Consider the following 22,599-nt stretch of genomic DNA (forward strand, 5'->3'; position numbering starts at 1 on the left):
ACTTCTGTCTCGCTCCCATTATTCATTTTAAATTATCCCCAAACTTCTGTAGCAATTTCTTTAACAAGTGCAACCTCCATTGCTGTTCTTCTGTTAAAATGTTTCCTTCTTCAGTTGATGCGAAGCCGCATTGAGGACTAAGACAGAGCTTATCTAATGGATGGAATTGCGCAGCTTCATGGATTCGTTTGATAATTGCTGCCTTATCTTCAAGTTCACCTGATTTTGAAGTAATTAAACCAAGAACAACATATTTATCATCAGGAACTTTGCTAAGTGGTTCAAATCCGCCAGCACGTTCACTATCGTATTCGAGATAGAAGGCATTGACGTTTTCTTTAGCAAATAGTGTGTCGGCAACTGGTCCATAACCACCGGCAGCAGCCCATGTTGAGTGATAGTTTCCGCGACAAACGTGGGTATTAATTGTTAAATCGGCGGGTAAATTAGCAATTGCCTCATTGTTTACTTTTAAAAATCGCTTTTGCAGGGCTTCAAGCTGAGATACATCAGCATTGGGGTCTTTTTTCTTTAGGTTAGCAAAGGCGTTAACAGAAATTCCCCATGTACAGTCATCTAGTTGAAGAGTACGACAACCAGCAGCATAAAGATCTTCAATCACTTGATGATAAGCAGCGGCAACGTCATGATCTAAATCTTCTTGGTTGGGATAAAATTCTTTAGCATTAGCTTGATTTTCGGGACGAAGAAATTCTTCTAAAAATTGTGCTGGCGCAGGGATAGTTTGTTTAACTTGAACACCATCAGAGGTATGAGCTTGGGTAAATTTGAAGTGTTCGACAAAGGGGTGGTTTTCGCCGGAGATTTTTCCAGTGATTTGCGCAGTTTCAGGACGAGTCTCTTCATCTGCAAATTTATAGCCTTCCTTTAGAGTAGCTTTTTTAACGCCATTTAATCCCCAGAAAAAGTCAAGGTGCCACCAACTACGCCGGAATTCACCGTCAGTAACTGCTTTCAGGCCGGCAGCTTCTTCTTGTTTAATCAAATTAATAATTACTTTATCTTCAACAACTGTTAAGTCTGCTTGTGTTATTTCGCCGTTTGCAAATTTTGCGCGAGCTTCTTTTAGCTCTTGAGGACGAAGGAAGCTTCCAACGATGTCATAACGAAATGGTGATGTAGTACGTGTAGTGAATTCAGTCATAGTAAATCGATCCTTTCTATTCGTGATGGGTTCAAGAATTGAAGCAATAAAAAAAGCCCCTAGGAAAAATATTTCTACTTTTCCTAGGGACGTTGATTAATCAATAGTTAATTAACGTGTTACCACCCTAATTTGATAGTATCTCACAATACTATCCTCAATAGGTACACTAATGGAAGCTATACCCGGACGTTTTATCGGTCGTCAATCGTGAACTACTTATATAAAATACTCGTAATTCGTGAAGCTCCAAGACCATCTTCGTCTCAGTCTCTTATGTCACCTCTCATCAACCGTGATTCTCTGTAATAAGATTCTAAGATTACTCATCTTTTCTAAGCTTTTTCTCATTTAGTTGTCATTATAATACGCGGATGAAATAGGGATGTCAAGATAATTTATAACAAAAATAAATCTTGACATTTACAACCCAAAGTATTAAATTAGATAAAAATTAAAATGTGATTATGAAAACACGTTGAAAAGAAGAGTAATTATGAGTGGATTAGCAGAGAGTCCTTGGTTGATGAAAAAGGATAACCTGCTTATAATGAAAATCACTTTGAGTGCCATGATGAAATTAGTAATTAATGGTGGGATCAGCCCATTATAGCTGACGTGTTTAATGGAAGCATTGAACATTTGAGGCTAATAATGTGAATTGTTGGCAAATTAAGGTGGTACCACGCAAAAAGCGTCCTTAGGTTAAGTTGTTTAATCTAAGGACGCTTTTTTATAGTCATAAAAAGGAGAGATAATTATGAAATTTACAGTCGTTGGTGCAGGTGCAATGGGATTACGGTTTGGTGTTTTATTACAAGAAGCAGGTAATGAAGTTGATTTTGTTGAAGGATGGTTACCACATTACAATAAGATGAAAGAACAAGGAGGCGTTTATGTAACTCGCGAGCATAAAAATAGACACCTTGTTCCCGTTAATGTTTATACACCTGAAGAATACAATGCTACAGATGCTGATTTTGTTTTCTTTGAATTAAAACAAATGCAGTTAGATGATATGTTAAAACGTTGTGAACATTTCTTGAAGGATCAATATGCGATGACAGCGATGAATGGAATGGGACATGTTGAAAAATTATTGAAATATTTCCCCGAAGAAAAAGTAGTTGCTGGAACTGCCTTAGTAGCAACTATTTTAACCAAACCTGGCGAAGTGGAATTTGTTGGAGAACGAGGGATGGGAACGACTAATTGGGCTAATTATACTGAAAAGCCTGATGAGAAGACACAAGCGTTAATGGCAGAACTCAAAAAAGCAAACTTTAATCCATCCCTTAAAGATGATTTTATGGGAACGTTGATGGCAAAAGTGGTCTTTAATTCAGTCGTTAATACCCTTTGTACTATGTTTGAAATTACAATGGGTGAATATGCGGCGTTTGATAAGGCTGATGAACTATCTCGGCAATTAATCGATGAAGCATATGATGTCTGTGAACGTGCAGGGGTACAATTAGTTAATACGCGAGCAGAAGAGCTAGAAAGTGTAAATTATGTCTCTAAAGTTGGCTGTCCGCATCATTATCCTTCAATGTACCAAGATATGAGTCATAATCGTCCAGTGGAAGTTGATTATATCAATGGTTACTTTGTTAAGCTGGGTCGCCAATATAATTATGAAGCCAAAACTCATAATTTTGTTACTAATTTAGTCCACTTAGCGGAAACAACTCGTCAAAATCGAAGTGCTAAATAATATTAAAATAGACCTCTAACATTCTGGATCAATGTAGAGGTCTATCATAATTTAGAACTAAATTTTAATTACCTGGGATATCACTTTCATCTTGGAAATTAAATTCGTTGGCATGACGAAGGGAATAGCAGAAGTAAACTCCTAATCCGACTACTAGCCACAATAAGTATGTTAACCAAGCATTAAGTGAGATGCTTACTAATAAAACAATACAGATCAATACTGATAGCACAGGAATAACGTTGCCAAAAGGTACCTTAAATGGTCGCTTTAATTCTGGATAACGGTACCGTAAGATAATTACAATGAGCGAAATTAAAGCAAAGACAACTAATGATCCAATATTGGCAATTAATGCAAGATAATGGAGATCGAATTCTCCAGCTAGGACAGCTGAAAGAAGTCCGACTAGCCAAATAGCACGATTAGGACTTTGAGTTTTGCCGTTGACTTTAGCGAGGCCTTGAGGAAGAAAGGCACTTCGGCTCATTGACTTCATGATATTTGAGCCAGCATAGATGAATGCAAAGACGACAGCCATAATTCCTAAAACAGCGCCAAGTGAAACAATTTCAGCCACGTATTTATGACCCTTAGCTAAAAGAACATACGACATAGCTTCCGAGACATTCAAATCTTTATAACTTAGAACTCCCGTCATAACAAGACTAACTAAAATATAAAGAGCAGTTGAAATAACTAAACATAAAATTATTGCCCGGGGAATATTTTTATCAACATCTTTAGCATCTTCAGCAGAAGTAGCTAATGCATCAAATCCTAAGAAGGAGAAGAAGACAGCAGATGCTCCTGTGAAAATCCCCTTGTATCCATATGGTAAAAATGGGTGCCAGTTAGCGAGATTGATATGTTGAGCACTAACAACGATAAATAGAACAATAATAAAGATTTTGACACCAACCAAGAAGTTGTTAATAAGTTTACTTTCACTAGTTCCACGTGTCAAAATAATCGTCATAAAAAGGATCATCAAGACAGCAGGGAGGTTTACATAACCACCAGCTGTAGGCGTAACCAGTAATTTATGTGGTAAATTAACTCCGAGGACTTCTAGGAACGATTGTACGTACCCAGTCCAACCATTAGCTACCGTAGCGGTTGTAGTAACGTAGACCCCAATCAGCGTCCATCCAGCAAGGAACGCCATAAATTTACCAATTGAAACCCACGCGTAATAAAAGGCACTTCCTGAATTGGGTAAACTAGTGGTTAATTCTGAATAACAGAGACCAATTAAACCACTAGCAAGAGCAGCAATCAGAAAAGAGAAAACAATTGCTGGACCTGAATCTTCCGCGGCGACAATTCCAGTTAAAACTAAAATTCCAGTTCCGATGATTGCGCCAATACCTAGAATAGAAAGGTCGAAGAGGCCGAGAGTTTTCTCGTGCTCTTTTCCCTTGGGTAACTGATTTTGCATGATTATGATTCCTTTCATAAAATACTGAAAACTGAAACTTAATTTTACATTAAAAACTACTGTGAATCAAATTTCACTTTAAAACTTATTGAAAATCGCTGGCTTACTAATGTGGGTTAACTTTTTTATCATACAAATTTTAATGCTTACGATGAGAATGATTTTTGATAATTTCTTTCAAAACTAGTTATTAACAATGATTTATTTTAAAATAGCTAATGAGTTTGAAAAAAAGCAGATGAACTGATGAAACAGCATAAGCTAATTGTTATTTCGCTAGATTCATTAGGTTTTCGTGACCTAAACGAATTACGTCAATTAACACCAACATTAGCAGATTTAATAGAAAAAGGAACATGGGTGAAAAAAGTTGAGGGAATCTTTCCAACGTTAACTTATCCATCCCATACTTCGATTATTACTGGTCAGTATCCGGCCGTACATGGAATTATTAACAATACTAAATTGCAGCCGCGCCGGCAATCGCCTGACTGGTTCTGGTATCGAAAAGAGATTCAATCGATGCCCCCCTCTATGATGTTGCAAAAGAAAAGGGCTTAACAACTGCTGCATTTTTGTGGCCTGTGACTGCTGGCAGTAAGATTGATTATAACCTTGCAGAAATCTTTCCTAATCAAATTTGGACAAATCAAGTACAGGTTTCGTTAAAGGCAAGTAGTCCGTTATTTCTATATGAAATGAATAAAAAATACGGTAAATTACGTCACGGGATTAAGCAGCCGTGGCTTGACGATTTTGTAACAGCCTGTGCGGTTGATACAATAAAAAATAAAAAGCCGGACTTAACATTGATTCACTTAGTTGATATGGATAGTATGCGTCACCGTTATGGGGTTCGATCACCACAAGCCAAAGAAGCATTACACCGTCTAGATAAACGTGTAGATAAGATAATTCAAGCGACAAAAGATACCGGTACTTACGCGCAAACAGACTTTGTGATTTTAGGAGATCACTATCAAATTAATGTTGATAAGATGATTCATTTAAATATGTTATTTGCGCAACAAGGACTTCTTCACCCTCTTGGAAAGAAAAGCACTTATCGAAATAACTGGCAAGTCACTGCTAAAACTTGCGATGGAGAAACTTATATTTGCACTCGTGGTGCCGTGGATCGAGGAAAAATTAAGCAAATGATTGCTGGTGTTGAAGGAGTTGAGCGAATCTATGATAACGCAGCGGCGATCAAACGGGGGGGCAGATCCTAAGTGCACATTCCTCGTCGAAGCCAAACCAGGATAATATTTCACCGATGAGGTAAACAGACCAGCGATTGTCGAAAAAGTTGATCCAGAATCAATTGGAACTCACGATCGCTATCATGGCGTTCATGGTTACGGGCCAACACAAGCAAATTACTTCACTACCGCTATTTTTGCTGGTCTCCAAATCAAAAGTGGTGCGACTATTGAACATGCTCGCTTGGTTGACGAAGGACCGACATTTGCTAAATTATTAGGATTACATTATCCGACTTCAACTGCCGGACAAGCAATTGATGCAATCTTTAAAGACTGAGGTGACGTTGTGAAGTTTACGAGACAACAATGGCAACGGATTTTTTATGATTGGGCAAATTCTGGTTATGGAATTTTAGTTGTGACCGCTGTTTTACCAGTCTATTTCAAAGTAGTAACTGATCATGCCGGTGTTAGTGCAGCAAACTCGACAGCACTGTGGGGGTATGCTAATAGTTTTGGTACGCTTGTTATTTCATTATTAGCGCTTTATTAGGGGCATTGGCTGATTACCCGTATGCAAAGAAGCGCTGGCTAAGTCTTTTTACCTGGTTGGGAATTATACTGACAATTGGGCTTGCCCTTGTTCCAACTAAATACTGGCAACTACTTTTAATCGTTTATATTGGGTCAATTATTGGTTACTCAGGAGGAAATCTATTTTATGACAGTTTTTTAACAGATGTGACCGATAATAGGCAAATGGATCGTGTTTCATCGACTGGCTATGGAATGGGATATTTAGGAGGAGTAGTCGTCTTTATTATCTTTTTAGTAGCAGAACTAAGTAAGGGCTTTGGCGGTCTCTTAAGCAGTTATGGAGTAGCCCGATTTAGTTTTATTCTGGCTGCAGTTTGGTGGATTATTTTTGCGTGGCCGTTATTAAAAAATGGTCATCAACGTTATAGCGTCAGCAGTGTCGCAAATCCTTTTGTCGATAGTTTGCGTCGTCTGAGAAGAACTATGCATCATATTAATCAATATAAGCAGTTGACATGGTTTTTAGTTGCTTACTTCTTCTATATTGACGGTGTCGATACAATCTTTACAATGGCAACGGTTATTGGTAAAGACTTAGGAATTCAAACAACGATGCTGATGGTCGTTCTGTTAGTAGTTCAGTTAATTGCTGTTCCATTTTCAATTTTATATGGTTGGCTTGCTAATAGATTTTCTACGAAACGAATTATTATGCTGGGCATTATCGTTTATTTCTTTATTTGTCTTTATGCTTTATGGTTAGAAACTTTAACTGATTTTTGGATTTTAGCTATTTTAGTTGGGACAAGCCAAGGCGGACTTCAAGCACTTAGTAGATCATACTTCGGCCGCCTTGTTCCTAAAAATGCCAGTAGCGAATTTTTTGGTTTCTATAATATCCTTGGGAAGTTTTCCGCCATTCTTGGCCCCTTTATTGTTGGAATCGTTACTCAATGGACTGGTAAATCGACGGTCGGTGCAGCTTCATTAAGTGTTCTGTTTGCTCTGGGGTTAGTTATGTTTATATTTGCTTTGGCTATTAAGGATAAATAAAAAAGGTCATGATCGGGAAATCCCTAATCATGACCTTTTAAAATTACTTGCGAACGTTAAGGATACCTTGACCAATACCAGCAGGTGCATCAGTTTTAGCTTCAAATAAAAGACCGCTAGCATGATGTTCTTCAGTAGCTTTACCCATTGCTTTAAATAAATCGTTCATAGTAGACATATCTTATACCTCCAAAATAAATAGTTTTTGTTTTTAGAATAATTAATTAATATATTTAGTGGCTCAGAAGCGAGCGTTTATTACTATAAAGCCTTTGAGTAATAGTGTCAATTACTAATTTTAGGTTGTCAAAAACTTCACGAATACTTCGAAAACGGTTTATTTTTGGTGATTAAAGTTATGCTAAAAATTTCACTTTCATAAAATTTAAAACAAAAAAATGGCTTTCACAAAGTTGTGATAGAGCCATTTTTAGTCTTAATTACTTTTCACGGGAGTAAGAAGCAATATCTTCAAGAATTTCATTCATAAATTCTTCTTGACTCATTTCATTTTGTTCCTTTTCACCGTACTTACGAACAGATACACCATTGTTATTCTTTTCATCGTCTCCAACAACAAGAGTGTATGGAACCTTTTGTGTTTGAGCTTCACGAATCTTGTAGCCCATCTTTTCATTTCGGTGGTCAACATTAACCCGAATGTTAGCAGCCTTCATCTTCTTAGCGAGGTTATCTGCGTATTCACCATGTGCTTCTTCGTTAACAGGGATAATGTGGACTTGTTCTGGGGCTAACCAAGTTGGGAATGCACCCTTGTAAATTTCTGTTAAGTAAGCCATGAACCGTTCCATTGTTCCAACAACACCACGGTGAATCATAACTGGTTGATGTTCTTTACCGTCTTGACCAACGTAGGAAAGTCCGAATCGTTCTGGAAGCATAAAGTCAAGTTGAATAGTTGACATTGTTTCGTCATTCCCAAGAGCAGTCTTAGTTTGAATATCAAGTTTTGGACCATAGAAGGCAGCTTCACCTTCAGCTTCATAATAATCAAGGTTAAGATCGTCCATTGCTGATTTCAACATTGATTGGGATTTTTCCCACATTTCGTCATTAGCATAGTACTTCTTAACGTTCTTAGGGTCACGAAGAGAAAGACGGAAGCTGTAGTCAGTAATATCAAAGTCTTCGTAAACGCTCATGATCAACTTCAAAATCTTTGCGAATTCAGAACGAATTTGGTCAAGGGTAACGAAAGTGTGGCCATCGTTCAAAGTCATTTCACGAACACGTTGAAGACCAGAAAGGGCACCTGATTTTTCATAACGGTGCATCATACCAAGCTCCGCAATTCGTAATGGGAGATCACGGTATGAACGAATATGGTGCTTGTAAACTTGAATATGGCTTGGGCAGTTCATTGGCCGTAATTCAAGCATTTCGCCATCACCCATGTCCATTGGTGGGAACATATCATCGCGGTAGTGTTCCCAGTGACCAGAAGTCTTGTAGGCATCAAGATTCATTAGGACTGGAGTATAAACGTGTTGGTAACCATCGGCAACTTCCCGGTCAATAATGTAACGTTCGATGGTCCGGCGAATAGTAGCACCTTTTGGTAACCAGTATGGTAAACCGGCACCAACTTTAGGATCAACAAAGAAGAGGTCAAGTTGGTTACCGATAACACGGTGGTCACGTTCCTTAGCTTCTTGACGTTTCTTTAAGTCTTCTTCTAATGCGTCCTTCTTGTAGAAGACAGTTCCGTAAATCCGTTGAAGCATTGGATTTGAAGACATACCTTTCCAGTAAGCACCAGCAACAGAAAGAAGGCGTAAGTTTTTAACAACGTTACCATATAAAAGAATGTCATCATCTGCAACAGCTTTGACATCACCAAGTTGGTACATTGCTACTTTGCCGTCTTTAGCATTTTCATTGATCAATTCAGTTGAGAAACGATCATCTTTTACTTCGGCAAGTGCTTCCTCTACAGGTACTTCAACAAATTCTACCTTAACATCGTTCTTTGCCATTCCCTTGATTACGTCTTCAAGAGCTGGTAATTCGTCAGCAGAAACTTGTTGATTATCTTTATCAGAATCAACGTGGAAACCATCTTCGTCAGCGACAGCTTCACCAAGCCGAATACCCTTAAATTCTTGTTTTAATGCAGCCTTTAACATTAATGCAGAAAGCTTACGTAATGCTTCTAAACCTTCTTGTGAATCCCGATCGATCTTCTTAACTGATCCATCTGGGGACATAACAGCAACCTGAGCCATAGAAATCTCTCCTTTAATATAAATAAAAACGTCCCTGATACTTTCAATGTTGAAAGTATCAGGGACGTCAATTAACAAAAATTAGCGTGGTTCCACCCATCTTTAGGACACACTAGTAATGTCCTCTCTAAGGTGCGGTAACGGACACGATCCGACTAGCCTTATCTCGGCTAATAATAAGGGAAGGTGGTACAACCATCATTGTCACTCACAAGTGCTTCCACTCAAGGCACTTACTCTCTGTAGAGGACTTTGAAGGTGCATATCCTTCAATCGATTGTCTTGATTATAGCACGCCCACTTTAATTGACAACCCCTTTATTCCAAATTAATGTTGATTATTTTGAGAATGAGGTTGAACTGGTTGCGGGTTTGACTGGGAGCTAGTACTTTGCGAACTTTGATTGGACTGTGACCCAGAATTGTTGCTTGCTGGTTGTGAAGTAGATTGTTGTTGGCTATTGCCTTGATCATGGTGTTCTTCCTGCGATGGTTGGTTTTGTTGCGGAGTTGAGGAAGAGTTAGTAGCTGGTTGTTGGTTAGTTGGATGACTTGATTGAGGCGTGTTATTCGAACGACTAGGAGTTGAAATACTATAAGTATCTTGAGTATCATTGTCATCACTGTCATTGGAACTTGAACGATGCTTATGACTGCTACTGCTGCTCTTTTTATGCTTCTTGCGGGATGAAGTGCTTGTGGAGACAGTAGTGTCATTGCTATCAACATTGACAGGGTCCTGTTGTTTAACTAAGAAAATAACAATGGTTGCAATTAAGACAACTAATAGACAGCCTAAAATGACCTTGAACATCCGACGTGAAATTCCATATGGATTCTTTTTCTTATTAGGGGATGCTGTCTTATGTTTATGGTTAGGGGTAGTCTGTTTAGGTTTACGATTAAAGAAAGAACGTTTTTTCTTTTCTTCTCCTGGCTTAGGAGTGTCATAAAGCTCAACCCGCGTAGGTCGCCGCTTATTGTTATTTTGATTATTATCTTTATTATTCAATGATTTCACCTCATACTTAATGAGTAATATATCTAGTTCCTTATTATACCATGGTGAGCCTAGATGTATTAAAAAATGGTCGACTCATTATGGGCCGACCACTTTTCGTATTTCTTCCTAGCTATTTTGAGGGGGATAGTATAGAAGAAAAATAGGGGTTTATTTATATTAGGGATTGTTTATACTATACCGTTCAAGTATGAACATTTTGTGAAAGAATCGTTACAAAAATAAAAAACTGGAAGCAAATTTCCAGTTTTTTATTTTAATCTTCTACAGCTGAATCTTTCATTTGAGCTTCACGTTGGCCGAATCCTTTACCTTCAGCAGCAAACCGCTTGTCCCCTTTGTAGAGTTCAACGCAAGTCCAGATAAGAAGAGCAAGGATGACAATAATTGTGATATAAGCGAGAACGTCAGATGTCCCTTTTGCCCAAATACCAAAACCTTCATAAGTTGCAGGAAGGTTGTAAAGATTTAAGAAAGTAAGGGCGATTACAGAAATCCAACCGCAAACCTTAACCCAGCCACTATTCTTAAATTCACCCATTTCAACTTCACTGTTAGTCATCATTAATAATGGTAACATTGAGAATGGAAGGGCAAAAGCTAAGAATACCTGTGAGTTTTCCATTAAAAGGTTCAAGGCGGTGTGTTGTTGGATAGTATTTTCACCGCTCGTCATAGCAACACATGCGATAACTGGGACGACTGAAAGAATTCGTGTAACTAACCGCCGTGCCCATAAAGGCATCCGCATGTGAACGAAACCTTCCATGATAACTTGACCAGTCAGTGTTCCAGTAATAGTTGAATTTTGACCAGAGGCAAGTAAAGCAACTGCAAATAAAGTTGACAATACACCAGATTTAGCAACCGCAATTAAGATTGGATTACTAAGCATAGAAGTGTTATTCAGGGCATCATATAAACCGAAGAAAGAACTATCTTGAACAGCACCAGTCTTGAAAACAGCAACCCCCATGATTAAAAGAAGGGCGTTAACAATAAATGCTAAGGATAATTGGATATTTGAATCCCAAGTAGTAAAACGAACAGTTTGACGAATGCTATCAAGATCATTGTGGTCAATCTTCCGAGTTTGAGAAATTGCTGAGTGGAGATATAGGTTGTGAGGCATAACAGTCGCACCGATAATACCTAATGATCCAGTTAATGGAGTAATACCACTAATTTCTGGATGTTGGGCAATTGCCTTAGCTGATGGAAGGAGACCCATAAATACGCCACCCCAGTTAGGGTTAGATAAGGCAACTTGGTAAGCAAAAACAAACAAGATTACCAAGATCAAACATGCAACAATTGCTTCAATCTTCCGGAATCCGATCTTGGTTAATAATAGCAGTACTAAAACATCAAGAACAGTAATAAATACAGATGGGATCAACGGAATGTGGAACAGTAAGTTTAAAGCAATAGCAGCCCCGATAACTTCAGCGATATCAGTAGCCATAATCGCCAACTCAGTCATAATCCATAAGATAATACCTAATGCTTTACCGGTACGTGCCCGTGTTGCCTGAGCAAGGTCCATTTGGCTCACGATTCCGAGTTTAGCCGCCATGTATTGAAGCAACATCGCAATCAAACTTGAAATCAAGATAGTAGTCATTAAGGTATATTGGAAACTCTGTCCACCAGTAATTGAAGTTGACCAGTTACCTGGATCCATGTAACCCACAGCAACTAATGCACCGGGACCAGAGTAAGCGAATAATGTTCGCCAGAAGCCTTTTCCACGAGGAACTTCAACTGTTCCGTTGATTTCCTCTAGTGATTTACCGTTAGCATATTCAATAAGTTTATGCTTCCGGTGTTGATTCTTTGTGTCGTCCACGCCAAATCCACCTTTCGTTTGAGTTTTGTTAATTAGATTGGAAATCATAATTAACTAAGTTCGAATACTTTGTTAGGGTAACATAAAAAAATATATCCTGCAATGGAAAATAGCCGTTATAACGGCCATTTGGGCGATCTTGAGGAGCGGTTGGAGATAAGTTTTGGCGTGCCTAATGGTAGTTAAGCGCTTTCTGAAAGTTGGAGAAATTTTCTATATAAATTTAGAATTTATTACTTTATATGTAGAAACATTTTATTTCTTGATGTAAAACGCTAAATAGGATAAAAAGCCTTGTGAAATTATGTAATTTAAAAAATGAAAGTAAAACCATTTATGTGATAACAAAAAAATAGCATAAACTTAGTGAAGAAAAAAATATTTAAAAATTGCACTTTTTTAGAAAATGCTTCTATACCGGGATTTATTTAGGTTCGGATTTGCTGAGTTTAACGTTTTATGATGGCGAAAAGAATGTGAGATAATTGTTGGACGTTTGACAATTAAGGCGTTTTCACACTATACTATCACTTGACAAATGATAAAATTCACAAGAGAGGTATTTTAATTATGAAGGCACTTGTTTTAACAGGTAAAAAACAACTCGAAATTGAAGATATTAAAGAACCTGAAATTAAGCCTGATGAAGTCTTAATTCATACTGCCTACGCTGGTATTTGTGGTACTGATAAAGCGCTCTATGCCGGTCTTCCGGGATCTGCATCAGCTGTTCCTCCTATCGTTTTAGGTCATGAAAACTCAGGGGTAGTTACAAAAGTTGGTTCAGAAGTTACTAACGTTAAGCCAGGAGATCGTGTAACCGTTGACCCTAACATCTACTGTGGTCAATGTAAGTATTGTCGGACTCAACGCCCAGAATTATGTGAACACCTTGATGCTGTTGGTGTTACCCGTAACGGTGGTTTTGAAGAATACTTTGCTGCTCCTGCAAAAGTTGTTTACCCAATTCCTGATGATGTTTCATTAAAGGCAGCTGCCGTTGTTGAACCAATTTCATGTGCAATGCACGGTGTTGACTTACTTGAAACTCACCCATACCAAAAGGCTTTAGTATTAGGTGATGGTTTTGAAGGTCAATTATTTGCACAAATCTTGAAGGCTCGTGGTATTCACGAAGTTACTTTAGCTGGTCGTTCAGATGAAAAGTTGGAAAACAACCGGAAGCACTTCGGCGTTAAGACTATCAACACTACTAAGGAAGAAATTCCTGCTGATGCATATGACATCGTTGTTGAAGCGGTTGGTTTGCCAGCTACTCAAGAACAAGCACTTGCAGCTGCAGCTCGTGGTGCTCAAGTATTAATGTTTGGTGTTGGTAACCCTGATGACAAGTTCTCAGTAAACACTTACGATGTATTCCAAAAACAACTTACAATTCAAGGGGCCTTCATTAACCCTTACACTTTTGAAGACTCAATTGCACTTCTTTCTTCTGGTGTTGTTGACCCACTACCACTCTTCTCACACGAATTAGACCTTGATGGTGTTGAAGACTTTGTTAGTGGTAAATTAGGTAAGGTTTCAAAAGCTGTTGTTAAGGTTGGCGGCGAAGAAGCTTAATTCTAGATTAAGATAAAAATTTAAATATATTAAAAACGAGGCAAAAAATTTTTCGCCTCGCTTTTTTTATCTAGTAATTGACATGGTGTCACTTTGGTGATAATATAAAATGAATTCATAGTGACACGGTGTCACGATGCGGCGGAGGAATTAAGATGCCAAGTACAACATTTGAAAATTTAAATCTACAGAAAAAAGAACTTATTACTAATGCATTACTAACAGAATTTAGTCAACATAGCTTAGCAAGTGCACAAGTTGCACGGATTGTAAAACAAGCAGGAATCGCCAGAGGAGCATTTTATAAATATTTTACAGATTTAACGGAGGCATATCAGTATCTTTATCAAGTGGCACTTTTAGAAATTCATACACCAATTACCCGTGCAAACCATATTTTAGCTGCGAGTGATTATGTTAATCAGATTAAAGCTTTTGTTGATGAGATCAACGGAAGTAAGTACCGTGATTTTATGCGTTTGCACTTTCAAACAAATGAAGGATTGTTACGTGATAATACGCAGCCGCAAATTAAGATTCATAGTGCTCAAGAATGGAGTGTAATGGTTTTGAGTCATGAAACGATTAAGGATTGCCTTCTTCAACCTGATAAACAAAATGAAGCAATTGAACGGCTCTCCAAGGCACTGACTGCATTGTTGCAGTAGGAGGTTATAATATGTTTTTAGCACTAAAAGAAATGAAACATGAAAAGCTGCATTATGGATTAATTGTTGCCATGATTGTTTTAATTAGTTACCTAATGTTTTTCCTAATGGGGATGATGTTGGGACTCCAAAATGAAAATGATGCCGCCATTAAAGAGTGGGGTACGGAAACTGTTTTTCTAAATAAAAATAGTAATGATAATCTTGGACAATCAATTATTACTCGTGACCAACTATCTGGTAAAGATCAAAAGAATGTTGCTCTTGTTGGTCAGGCACCAGTAGTTCTTAAAGAAAAAGGAGCAAGTAAAGAAAGTGCTCAATTTATCGGTTTAGATCCTGACCAATTTATTTCCCGGGAAAAGATTAAGATTACAAGTGGCCGTCAAGCTAAGGGAAATAACGAAATTGTTGTTGACAAGAGTTTAAGCAAAAAGGGGTATCATTTAGGGGATCGAGTAACAATCAATTCTCAAAATGAGAAATATAAAATTGTTGGCTTTGTTAATGATGCTAAATTTAGCGTTGCCCCCGTTATATATGGTAGTTTGCCAGTTTGGCGGGAACTGAGAGGATTAAATAGTTCAGCCGTTGCTAGCGGACTCTTTTCTGACAATAAGCTTAGTAAAAATACCTACCCTGATCTCCAACACTACACTGTTAACGAATATATTAATAAGCTACCGGGATATTCAGCGCAAAATAATACGTTTACTTTTATGATTGGCTTCTTAATGGTAATTTCGTTAATTGTAATTGCGGTCTTCTTATATATTCTTACCATGCAAAAAATAAGTCATTATGCAGTTATGCGCGCTCAAGGAATTCCTGCTCGTCATCTAATTATTGCGACAGTTACTCAATCAATCTTTCTAATGGTTTGTGGAGTAATTGGCGGGATTCTTTTAACCCTTATTACAAGTGTAGCGATTCCAATGTCGGTACCAGTTATTATGAATTGGCCACTAATTAGTTTAATGGCAGTGGGATTAATAGTTCTTGGAATGATTGGTTCGTTATTACCAGTCCGAATGATTATTAAGATTGATCCAGTACAGGCCTTAAATTAAGGTGAGGAGGCAAATGTTATGTCAAAATTGAAGTTAGTAGACGTTAACAAATATTATGGCGAAGGAATTAGCCGTGTCCATGTTCTTAAGGATGTTAGTTTTTCTGCTAAAGCGGGAGAACTAAATTTAATTTTAGGACCTTCTGGATCAGGAAAGAGTACCTTTCTAACGATTGCGGGCGGTTTGCAAACACCTACTTCAGGAAAAGTATTAATTGATGGAATTGATATTGAGAAATTATCTTCTAAAAAACGTGATGAACTACGCTTACAGAAGATTGGTTTTATTCTTCAGTCGTATAACCTATTACCCTATCTAAATGTGGCGGATCAATTTAAGCTTGTTGATCGCATAAAGAAGAATGGGAACGTCTCATCAGAAGCTTTTGATGAATTATTGGAAAAGCTTGCAATAAAGAAGCTGCTCAAGCAATATCCTTCTGAATTGTCAGGAGGTCAAAACCAGCGGGTAGCGATTGCACGTGCCCTTTATACCAATCCCGAGATAATTCTTGCAGATGAACCAACAGCGGCCTTAGATAGTAATTTAGTAAAGACAGTGGGGCAATTATTTCAAGATCTGGCTAAAAAGGATGGAAAAGCAGTGATTGCTGTAACCCATGATTTACGTTTGCGTGAATATGCAGATAATGTTTACGAGTTAGCTGATGGGAAACTTACATTAAGTAAAAATTCTCCAGACCAATAATATAAATAATGTTAAAGAATTATGAGCGAAAAACCTTTTTCATAACGAACCTTGCTATAATAAACAGACTAAATAAATAGTAAAGGGGAGGATGCAATGGCTTTTTTAGAATTAAAAAACATATATAAATCATATTATCTTGACAAAGAGGAATTCCCAGTTCTTAAGGGAATTGACTTACAGTTTGATCGGGGAGAATTTGTATCCATCCTTGGTGAATCAGGTGGTGGAAAGTCCACTTTAATGAATATCATTGGGGGCCTTGATCGTAACTTTGAAGGTGAAGTCCTCGTAAATGGTAAAATCCTCGATCATAAAAAAGAAAAGCAACTAGATAGCTATCGGCGCGCGACGGTGGGTTATATCTATCAGTCCTATAACTTAATTTCTCACTTGACGGTGCTGGATAATGTTTTGGTTGCGTTGGATATGACAACGTTGACTAAGGAAGACCGGCGAAAGCGCGCGTTGGAACTCTTAGATAAGGTTGGTTTAAGTGAACAAGTAAAAAAGCATCCGAACCATTTGTCAGGAGGTCAAAAGCAACGGGTAGCAATTGCCCGAGCATTAGCAAGTGACCCGCAAATTATTATTGCTGATGAACCTACAGGAGCCTTAGATGCACAGAATACCAAAGAAGTATTAGCATTATTAGACGAAATTGCTCGTGATGGGAAACTAGTGATCGCTGTTACTCACTCCCAGGAAGTAGCGGATAATGGGACACGAATTGTTCATTTAGCTGATGGAAAAATTGACGGCGATGAAAGATTGCGTCCTGCTTATCCGATTCCAGAAGACCCAACAGAGATTACTCCACGAGTTTTACCGGCGATGGCGAGCTACCGAACGGCTTTTAAACATTTGACCTATAACTTTTGGCGTAATTCGTTAATTATGCTTGGAACTGCAATCGGTATCTTTGCCGTACTCTTGTTTAGTGGTTTAGGTAATGGGATAAATGGTTACATTCAAAATCAGATTAATTCTCTTGCTAATCCGCAGGCAATTACCGTATTTAAAAACACAACTGGTAAAAAGATGACCCAGGAACAAATTCAATCATCGTTAGGACAAACGATGGCGGCTAATCCTCAATCAATGACGATTAGTGACCATAATATTGACCGGTTACGAAAGCTTGATAATGTGTCGTCTGTCCAGCCGGGAATTATGGTGAGCGCCTTTCAGCTTGATTATAATGGAAAAAAGCAAAGTGGGACTTCACTAAGTACCTGGAGTAAGGCAATTACTAGTGATTCAATTAAACAGGGGCATAAACCCAAGAATGGTGAAATCGTTCTTACAAAGCAACAAGCAATCCAATTATCAAGTGCTAAAAATTATAAGCAAATGGTTGGTAAAACTATCCGTCTCTCCTTTACATGGATAGATGCCAATAATAATCCAGTTCCCGTTTCTGGAAACTTCAAGGTGGCAGGGATTACAGAAGGCGCGAGTGCTGGAACTTCAATTACTTATTCCACTATGCGTGCGCTGCTTCAAAAAGCGAATGCCTCTACTGCTGCTAACTTTGCAACCGTTAATGTAACAAATCTTGACAGTGTTCAAGGAGTGGCGAATAAGATCGATAATCTTCGTGGTAGTAATAACAAACGGATATTAGAAGCGATTACAGTCGGGTCAATCCTTAAAACCATTAATACTTATGTTAGTCTTGCTTCCACGGTTCTTGCTTCAATTGCTGGAATTTCATTACTTGTGTCTGCATTAATGATTATTGTGACAATGTACATGTCAGTTTCGGAACGGACAAAGGAAATCGGTATTTTGAGAGCCTTAGGTGAGCGAAAAAAAGATATTCGCCGATTATTTACGTCTGAATCCGTCTTTATTGGACTGTTTTCCGCAATTCTCGCACTGCTAATTGTTGCAGTTGTAACGGTTATTATTAACCACGCTTTATATGGCTTGATTAAATATAATATTGTACAAATTACTGTTGGAAATGTAATCTTTGCAATCGTAATTGCGATTGTAATTTCGTTTATTGCCGCATTGCTTCCTGCACGTCGGGCGGCAAACCTTAATCCAATCGATGCATTAGCTGCAGATTAGTTTAAAAGCAACAACTTTCCTATAGCTGAAGTTGTTGCTTTTTTTGTTTTACTTAAAAATATTTTTGGTAGTCCAAAATTGAGATATAATAAAAACGGAGGTGAGAAGAATGACAACAATTTATGTTCATAATAATAATCAATCACAAAATATTACTTGTTCCGATGGCTCACAAGGTGTGTTGCAGGTTAGTAAACTGAATAATGCAATGCGGTATAGTTTTAAGTTTTATAGTCACGCCCATCTTGGATTTTGGTTAGATAAGCATCAGTTTTATGATGGTAAGTCATTGATTGTAAAAGGAGTTTTGGAAGATGAACGATTAGAAATTAAGTTTATTAACTAACGAAAAGACGTTTAGAAGTCATCGTCTAAGTTTGACTTAGGATGAGTTCTAAACGCCTTTCTTTTATTTCAATGGGGGGATCCCAAAGAATATTCACTAAATTATTGGATGATTTTTTCTGCATGACTTAATACATCAGCGATCAAGGTCATTACCTGCGGATCCTCTAAATGATAGATAACGGTTTTCCCCTCTCGCCGTTGTTGAACTAAATTATATTTTCTCAATAGTTGCAGCTGGTGAGAAACCCCCGATTGTTCCCAGTTCAACTTCATACTAATTTCTGAAACGCTCATTGAATGTTGAATCAGCAAATATAATAATTGTAATCTTTTAGGATTCCCTAGTAATTTAAATAATTGACTGATTTTATTAACATTTGGAATATCTGTTGTCCAACGGTCTACCACAATAAATATCACATACTTTCTATAAACTCCCTAATAGTAATTTAGTGAATATTAATAATAAACTGCCTACCTTTATTCTAGAACAGAAAAGAATTTTTTTAAAACAAAAAAGCAAGAAGCATAGATTTTCTTATACTTCTGGCTTTATATCATATAATAATTTAATAGTTACTTGACTAAAGTGATAAACGTTGTCCAACAAAGATTGTGTATGGACTTTGAATGTTATTTTTAGCTGCAATTGATCGCCAGTTTAAGCCATGATAAGCGGCAATCTTTGATAATGAATCACCACTTTGGACTACGTAATTTCCATTGTTAGTATTGGAGTGGCGTGAAGTGGTTTTTTGAGCACTAGCACTATTGTTAATCCGTAATTGTTGACCAACTTCAATTAAATTAGGGTTACTAATATGGTTAGTTGAAGCTAATGCAGATGTTGTGGTATTAAAACGAGCAGCAATTTGTGAAAGGGTATCGCCACTCTTAACGGTGTAGGTGCCATTAGCACTAGTAGTAACTTGTTTATTTTGCTGGCTTTCTTGATGGTTAGTAGTATTTTGAGCTGTAGTTTGATGAAGCGTTAATACTTGCCCTACATGAATCACATTAGGGTTACTAATATGATTGAGCTGAGCTAATTGAGTATAAGTAGTGTTAAATTTGCCAGCAATTCCTGAAAGGGTATCGCCACTTTTAACGGTGTAGGTGCCATTAGCACTAGTAGTAACTTGTTTATTTTGCTGGCTTTCTTGATGGTTAGTAGTATTTTGAGCTGTAGTTTGATGAAGCGTTAATACTTGCCCTACATGAATCACATTAGGGTTACTAATATGATTGAGCTGAGCTAATTGAGTATAAGTAGTGTTAAATTTGCCAGCAATTCCTGAAAGGGTATCGCCACTTTTAACGGTGTATGTATTACTATTAGTGGTAGTATTGTTTTCAGTTCGCTTAGGGGTTGTTTGTTGCTGTTGTTGTTCAGCAGGTTGACGAACCAAGAGCCGTTGACCAACATAAATACGGTTAACATTGTGGATATCATTTAAGGTGGCGAGTTTATTTACAGTTGTATTAAACTGTCCGGCAATGCGTGATAAGGTGTCTCCGCCCTTAACCGTGTAGTATCCAGTGTTTGAAACAGTTACATTAGTTTCGGGAGTTTGAGCACTTTCAGTTTGCTTATTCGTAACAACTTTCCCAGAAAGGGCAACGGCATCTAACTGATTTAAGTTATATGTCTGAACAAAACGAATTAAGGTACTAGCATAGCTTGGATCGGTAGCATAGCCGTCTTGCCGAAGCTTATTTGCAACAGATGCATAGTTAGTGTCACCAAGTAAGTTACGGTAACGACTATTTACATTGAGAAAGCGACCATGGTCAGTAACTGATTCGGAGTTGTTAGCATAGGCCCGGAAATTGGCGTTAACGTAAACACTCCGGCCACCATAAACTTCCCGTGTACGCATTACAACTGAATTTCCATTATAGGAACCCTTAATTCCAAATAAGTTATGGGCCTGGGTTGATAAGGCTGAACGGCCCCAACCACTTTCAACGATAGCCTGGGCAACTGTAATTGAAGGGAGAACTTTGTATTCATTCCATCCTTGGATTGCACCAGGAGCAACACTTTGGATGAATGCTTGTTGTGAAGCGTTATTACTGAAATGGAGGGCGCTTAAATCTGTTGTTGAGTTCTCTTGTGATGTAGCAACGGCACTAGCAGCCTTTGGGGCAGCTTGTTTAGCTTCAGCAGATTGTGCTAAAGCTGAATCTGCTGCGGTTTGGCTGGCAACAGTTTGACTGGCATTAGAAGTAGCACTATTTCCTGTTGAGGCGCTGTTTGATGTACTTTGAGTGGCAGCAGAAGAATCAGCGGTACTATTTGTATTATTTTGTGTATTGGCAGTAGTAGCGGCGGCAGGCTCTGCAGAAGAAACTGAAGCATCATCAGCATGAGCAACAGCGCCGCTAGCAGTTAATAAGGTAACAGCAGTTAATCCAGCGAAGACCCATTTTTTTCCGCTTTTGTACATTTTAAAATGGGTTGATGGATCATTATTAGATTGACGATTCATTGGCAGGGACTCCTTAAGTTATATTTGAAATTCCTAAACATTACTCCTAAAAGTGGCTTATTAATCATTTCATAAATTAAAATAATATCAAAAAGGTCAAAAAGTTTAAGAAGTTCTAAAGATTCAACTACCTATAAACTAGCATTAATTCTCTTTAGCGTCAATTTAATTTGAAGGTAAAAAACAAGTGAAATTCTTTAAAACTGGGGAGAAAATATCATAAAATCAATAATTATCATCTTCACAAAACATGTTTTATCAAATGAAAAATATTTTTAGATAAATGATAAATTAAACATATGTAATAGAACACATTTTTGTGAAAATAGCGATTAAAATTATATTTAAAGTAACCGTCGATTGTTCAAATGTGGTGAGCTATAATAATGGAATAACTTAAACGAAATTAATCAAGGAGTTTTAGAATGGTTGCTAAGTTAAAAGATGTTGCTCAATTAGCGGGGGTCTCAGTAACTACTGTTTCAAGAGTAATAAATAATTATGGTTCTTTAAGTCAAAAGACGATTGATAAGGTCCATGAGGCGATGCGAGAGTTGAATTACCAACCAAATGCCTTGGCACGGGCGATGCAGGGTAAACCATCTAAGTTTGTTGGCTTAATTTTTCCTAATTTAATTAATCCATTTTTTGCAGAATTAGCAAATGAGCTTGAACATGAGCTATTTAAAAAGGGTTATAAAACAATTATTGCATCATCGGCACAAAATCCGGAAATAGAGCATGAATACTTAAATATGTTGATGGCAAATCAAGTAGATGGGATTATTTCGGGTTCTCATAATCTGGGGATAGAGGAATATCACCAACTTACTGCTCCCATTGTTTCTTTTGACAGATATCTTGCCGATAATATCCCAATTGTTGCAGCTGATAGTTACCACGGGGGTGAATTAGCAGCGAAGTATTTGGTAGAACATGATGTAAAACACTTGGCGGTAATTGTGGATGAAGATACATCTGTTTCACCTACCATTAATCGGATTCAAGGGGCACTTGATTTTTTGAATAAACAGAAACGAGATTTTGAACCTTTAGCTATTCAACATTTGGATCTTGAGGCTACGTTTCCTGGTAATTATGATGGGGTGCTGGCTTCTAATGATGTTCAAGCATTAACGATTAGCAATCTTTACTACCAAGCAGGAAAGCAAATAAATAAAGACTTTTTTATTACAGGTTATGATGGCTCGCGATTAATTCGAAAAGTAGCGCCTTATCTTCCAACAGTAATCCAACCAATTCCATTGTTGGCACAAGAATTAATTGAAACCTTAATGAAGCGAATAGAAACACCTCATGAAAAGATAGAAACTAAACTTGTTCCGGTTGAATTTTATCAACCAAAATAAGCAGAAAAAGGACCTAGAAGAAAGTAATGTTTTCTTCTAGGTCCTTTTT

15 protein-coding genes, 3 pseudogenes and 1 other annotated feature are annotated in these 22,599 nt (G+C 37.6%); of the genes and pseudogenes, 10 read left to right on the forward strand and 8 right to left on the reverse strand.

All coding sequences use genetic code 11. The annotated features are described in order from the left end of the window. Positions 1–32: 32 nt before the first annotated feature. A pseudogene (locus QOS06_RS03895) lies at positions 33–1,165 on the reverse strand (5-methyltetrahydropteroyltriglutamate--homocysteine S-methyltransferase). Positions 1,166–1,634: 469 nt separating this feature from the next. Next, positions 1,635–1,870: a binding site (T-box leader), on the forward strand. A 55-nt stretch (positions 1,871–1,925) separates the two neighbouring features. Here QOS06_RS03895 and QOS06_RS03900 point away from each other — a divergent pair. Beyond that, the gene (locus QOS06_RS03900) at positions 1,926–2,882 is read left to right on the forward strand and encodes a ketopantoate reductase family protein (RefSeq protein WP_085678428.1); all 957 of its coding nucleotides are present in this window, start codon (positions 1,926–1,928) and stop codon (positions 2,880–2,882) included. Positions 2,883–2,946: 64 nt separating this feature from the next. On the opposite strand, the gene QOS06_RS03905 is transcribed toward QOS06_RS03900, so the two are convergent. Further along, positions 2,947–4,341 (reverse strand): APC family permease, encoded by a 1,395-nt coding sequence (locus QOS06_RS03905; protein WP_085678431.1) that lies wholly within the window; start codon positions 4,339–4,341, stop codon positions 2,947–2,949. A gap of 228 nt (positions 4,342–4,569) precedes the next feature. Between QOS06_RS03905 and QOS06_RS03910 the strand changes: the two are divergent. Next, positions 4,570–5,865: pseudogene (locus QOS06_RS03910) on the forward strand (alkaline phosphatase family protein). 9 nt (positions 5,866–5,874) lie between these two features. Next, positions 5,875–7,118: pseudogene (locus tag QOS06_RS03915) on the forward strand (MFS transporter). Positions 7,119–7,161: 43 nt separating this feature from the next. On the opposite strand, the gene QOS06_RS03920 reads toward QOS06_RS03915, so the two are convergent. The 4 genes from QOS06_RS03920 to QOS06_RS03935 all read right to left on the reverse strand — a co-directional run bounded on the left by QOS06_RS03920 (position 7,162) and on the right by QOS06_RS03935 (position 12,282). After that, complete coding sequence (locus tag QOS06_RS03920; RefSeq protein ID WP_263862755.1) at positions 7,162–7,296, reverse strand: hypothetical protein; 135 nt, start codon at positions 7,294–7,296, stop codon at positions 7,162–7,164. A gap of 262 nt (positions 7,297–7,558) precedes the next feature. Further along, complete coding sequence (gene thrS, locus QOS06_RS03925; protein ID WP_283595526.1) at positions 7,559–9,364, reverse strand: threonine--tRNA ligase; 1,806 nt, start codon at positions 9,362–9,364, stop codon at positions 7,559–7,561. Positions 9,365–9,692: 328 nt separating this feature from the next. Then, positions 9,693–10,376 carry a hypothetical protein gene (locus tag QOS06_RS03930; RefSeq protein ID WP_152726250.1) on the reverse strand — a complete coding sequence of 228 codons (684 nt, stop codon included), beginning with the start codon at positions 10,374–10,376 and terminating at the stop codon, positions 9,693–9,695. A 265-nt stretch (positions 10,377–10,641) separates the two neighbouring features. Further along, positions 10,642–12,282 carry an Nramp family divalent metal transporter gene (locus QOS06_RS03935; protein WP_152726251.1) on the reverse strand — a complete coding sequence of 547 codons (1,641 nt, stop codon included), beginning with the start codon at positions 12,280–12,282 and terminating at the stop codon, positions 10,642–10,644. Between the two features lie 522 nt (positions 12,283–12,804). Here QOS06_RS03935 and QOS06_RS03940 point away from each other — a divergent pair. The 6 genes from QOS06_RS03940 (at position 12,805) to QOS06_RS03965 (ending at position 18,686) form a co-directional block, all read left to right on the forward strand. After that, positions 12,805–13,815: a zinc-dependent alcohol dehydrogenase family protein gene (locus QOS06_RS03940; protein WP_283595528.1), complete on the forward strand. Its 1,011-nt coding sequence runs from the start codon at positions 12,805–12,807 to the stop codon at positions 13,813–13,815. Positions 13,816–13,970: 155 nt separating this feature from the next. Further along, a complete protein-coding gene (locus tag QOS06_RS03945) occupies positions 13,971–14,483 on the forward strand; it encodes a TetR/AcrR family transcriptional regulator (protein WP_283595529.1) in 513 nt (170 codons plus the stop codon). Positions 14,484–14,494: 11 nt separating this feature from the next. Then, on the forward strand, positions 14,495–15,553 hold the full coding sequence (locus tag QOS06_RS03950; protein ID WP_085649590.1) for an ABC transporter permease: 1,059 nt from the start codon (positions 14,495–14,497) through the stop codon (positions 15,551–15,553). Positions 15,554–15,571: 18 nt separating this feature from the next. Further along, on the forward strand, positions 15,572–16,261 hold the full coding sequence (locus tag QOS06_RS03955) for an ABC transporter ATP-binding protein (protein ID WP_283595530.1): 690 nt from the start codon (positions 15,572–15,574) through the stop codon (positions 16,259–16,261). Between the two features lie 96 nt (positions 16,262–16,357). Next, positions 16,358–18,340: an ABC transporter ATP-binding protein/permease gene (locus QOS06_RS03960; RefSeq protein WP_283595533.1), complete on the forward strand. Its 1,983-nt coding sequence runs from the start codon at positions 16,358–16,360 to the stop codon at positions 18,338–18,340. Between the two features lie 109 nt (positions 18,341–18,449). Next, on the forward strand, positions 18,450–18,686 hold the full coding sequence (locus tag QOS06_RS03965) for a hypothetical protein (protein WP_003670091.1): 237 nt from the start codon (positions 18,450–18,452) through the stop codon (positions 18,684–18,686). Between the two features lie 101 nt (positions 18,687–18,787). Here the strand turns inward: QOS06_RS03965 and QOS06_RS03970 are convergent, their stop codons facing one another. Both QOS06_RS03970 and QOS06_RS03975 read right to left on the reverse strand, forming a co-directional pair. Continuing rightward, a complete protein-coding gene (locus QOS06_RS03970; RefSeq protein WP_078009787.1) occupies positions 18,788–19,108 on the reverse strand; it encodes an ArsR/SmtB family transcription factor in 321 nt (106 codons plus the stop codon). Positions 19,109–19,272: 164 nt separating this feature from the next. Further along, on the reverse strand, positions 19,273–21,180 hold the full coding sequence (locus QOS06_RS03975; protein WP_283595535.1) for a LysM peptidoglycan-binding domain-containing protein: 1,908 nt from the start codon (positions 21,178–21,180) through the stop codon (positions 19,273–19,275). 425 nt (positions 21,181–21,605) lie between these two features. Here QOS06_RS03975 and QOS06_RS03980 point away from each other — a divergent pair, with 425 nt between their 5' ends. Beyond that, positions 21,606–22,550, forward strand: coding sequence for a LacI family DNA-binding transcriptional regulator (locus QOS06_RS03980; protein ID WP_085649587.1), 945 nt, complete (start codon positions 21,606–21,608; stop codon positions 22,548–22,550). The last annotated feature ends 49 nt before the right edge of the window (positions 22,551–22,599 follow it).

Origin of the sequence: Limosilactobacillus sp. DJ3M12 (genome assembly GCF_947381695.1) — a bacterium.
In the GTDB taxonomy this organism is placed as follows: Bacteria; Bacillota; Bacilli; order Lactobacillales; family Lactobacillaceae; genus Limosilactobacillus; species Limosilactobacillus kinnaridis.

What these genes read in the sequence shown, in the direction of transcription:
- QOS06_RS03975 (WP_283595535.1), bottom strand. Translation starts at nt 21,180, where the DNA reads ATGAATCGTCAATCTAATAATGATCCATCAACCCATTTTAAAATGTAC.
- QOS06_RS03980 (WP_085649587.1), top strand. Translation starts at nt 21,606, where the DNA reads ATGGTTGCTAAGTTAAAAGATGTTGCTCAATTAGCGGGGGTCTCAGTA.
- QOS06_RS03900 (WP_085678428.1), top strand. Translation starts at nt 1,926, where the DNA reads ATGAAATTTACAGTCGTTGGTGCAGGTGCAATGGGATTACGGTTTGGT.
- QOS06_RS03920 (WP_263862755.1), bottom strand. Translation starts at nt 7,296, where the DNA reads ATGTCTACTATGAACGATTTATTTAAAGCAATGGGTAAAGCTACTGAA.
- QOS06_RS03955 (WP_283595530.1), top strand. Translation starts at nt 15,572, where the DNA reads ATGTCAAAATTGAAGTTAGTAGACGTTAACAAATATTATGGCGAAGGA.
- QOS06_RS03940 (WP_283595528.1), top strand. Translation starts at nt 12,805, where the DNA reads ATGAAGGCACTTGTTTTAACAGGTAAAAAACAACTCGAAATTGAAGAT.
- QOS06_RS03950 (WP_085649590.1), top strand. Translation starts at nt 14,495, where the DNA reads ATGTTTTTAGCACTAAAAGAAATGAAACATGAAAAGCTGCATTATGGA.
- QOS06_RS03965 (WP_003670091.1), top strand. Translation starts at nt 18,450, where the DNA reads ATGACAACAATTTATGTTCATAATAATAATCAATCACAAAATATTACT.
- QOS06_RS03945 (WP_283595529.1), top strand. Translation starts at nt 13,971, where the DNA reads ATGCCAAGTACAACATTTGAAAATTTAAATCTACAGAAAAAAGAACTT.
- QOS06_RS03960 (WP_283595533.1), top strand. Translation starts at nt 16,358, where the DNA reads ATGGCTTTTTTAGAATTAAAAAACATATATAAATCATATTATCTTGAC.
- thrS (WP_283595526.1), bottom strand. Translation starts at nt 9,364, where the DNA reads ATGGCTCAGGTTGCTGTTATGTCCCCAGATGGATCAGTTAAGAAGATC.
- QOS06_RS03905 (WP_085678431.1), bottom strand. Translation starts at nt 4,341, where the DNA reads ATGAAAGGAATCATAATCATGCAAAATCAGTTACCCAAGGGAAAAGAG.
- QOS06_RS03935 (WP_152726251.1), bottom strand. Translation starts at nt 12,282, where the DNA reads ATGATTTCCAATCTAATTAACAAAACTCAAACGAAAGGTGGATTTGGC.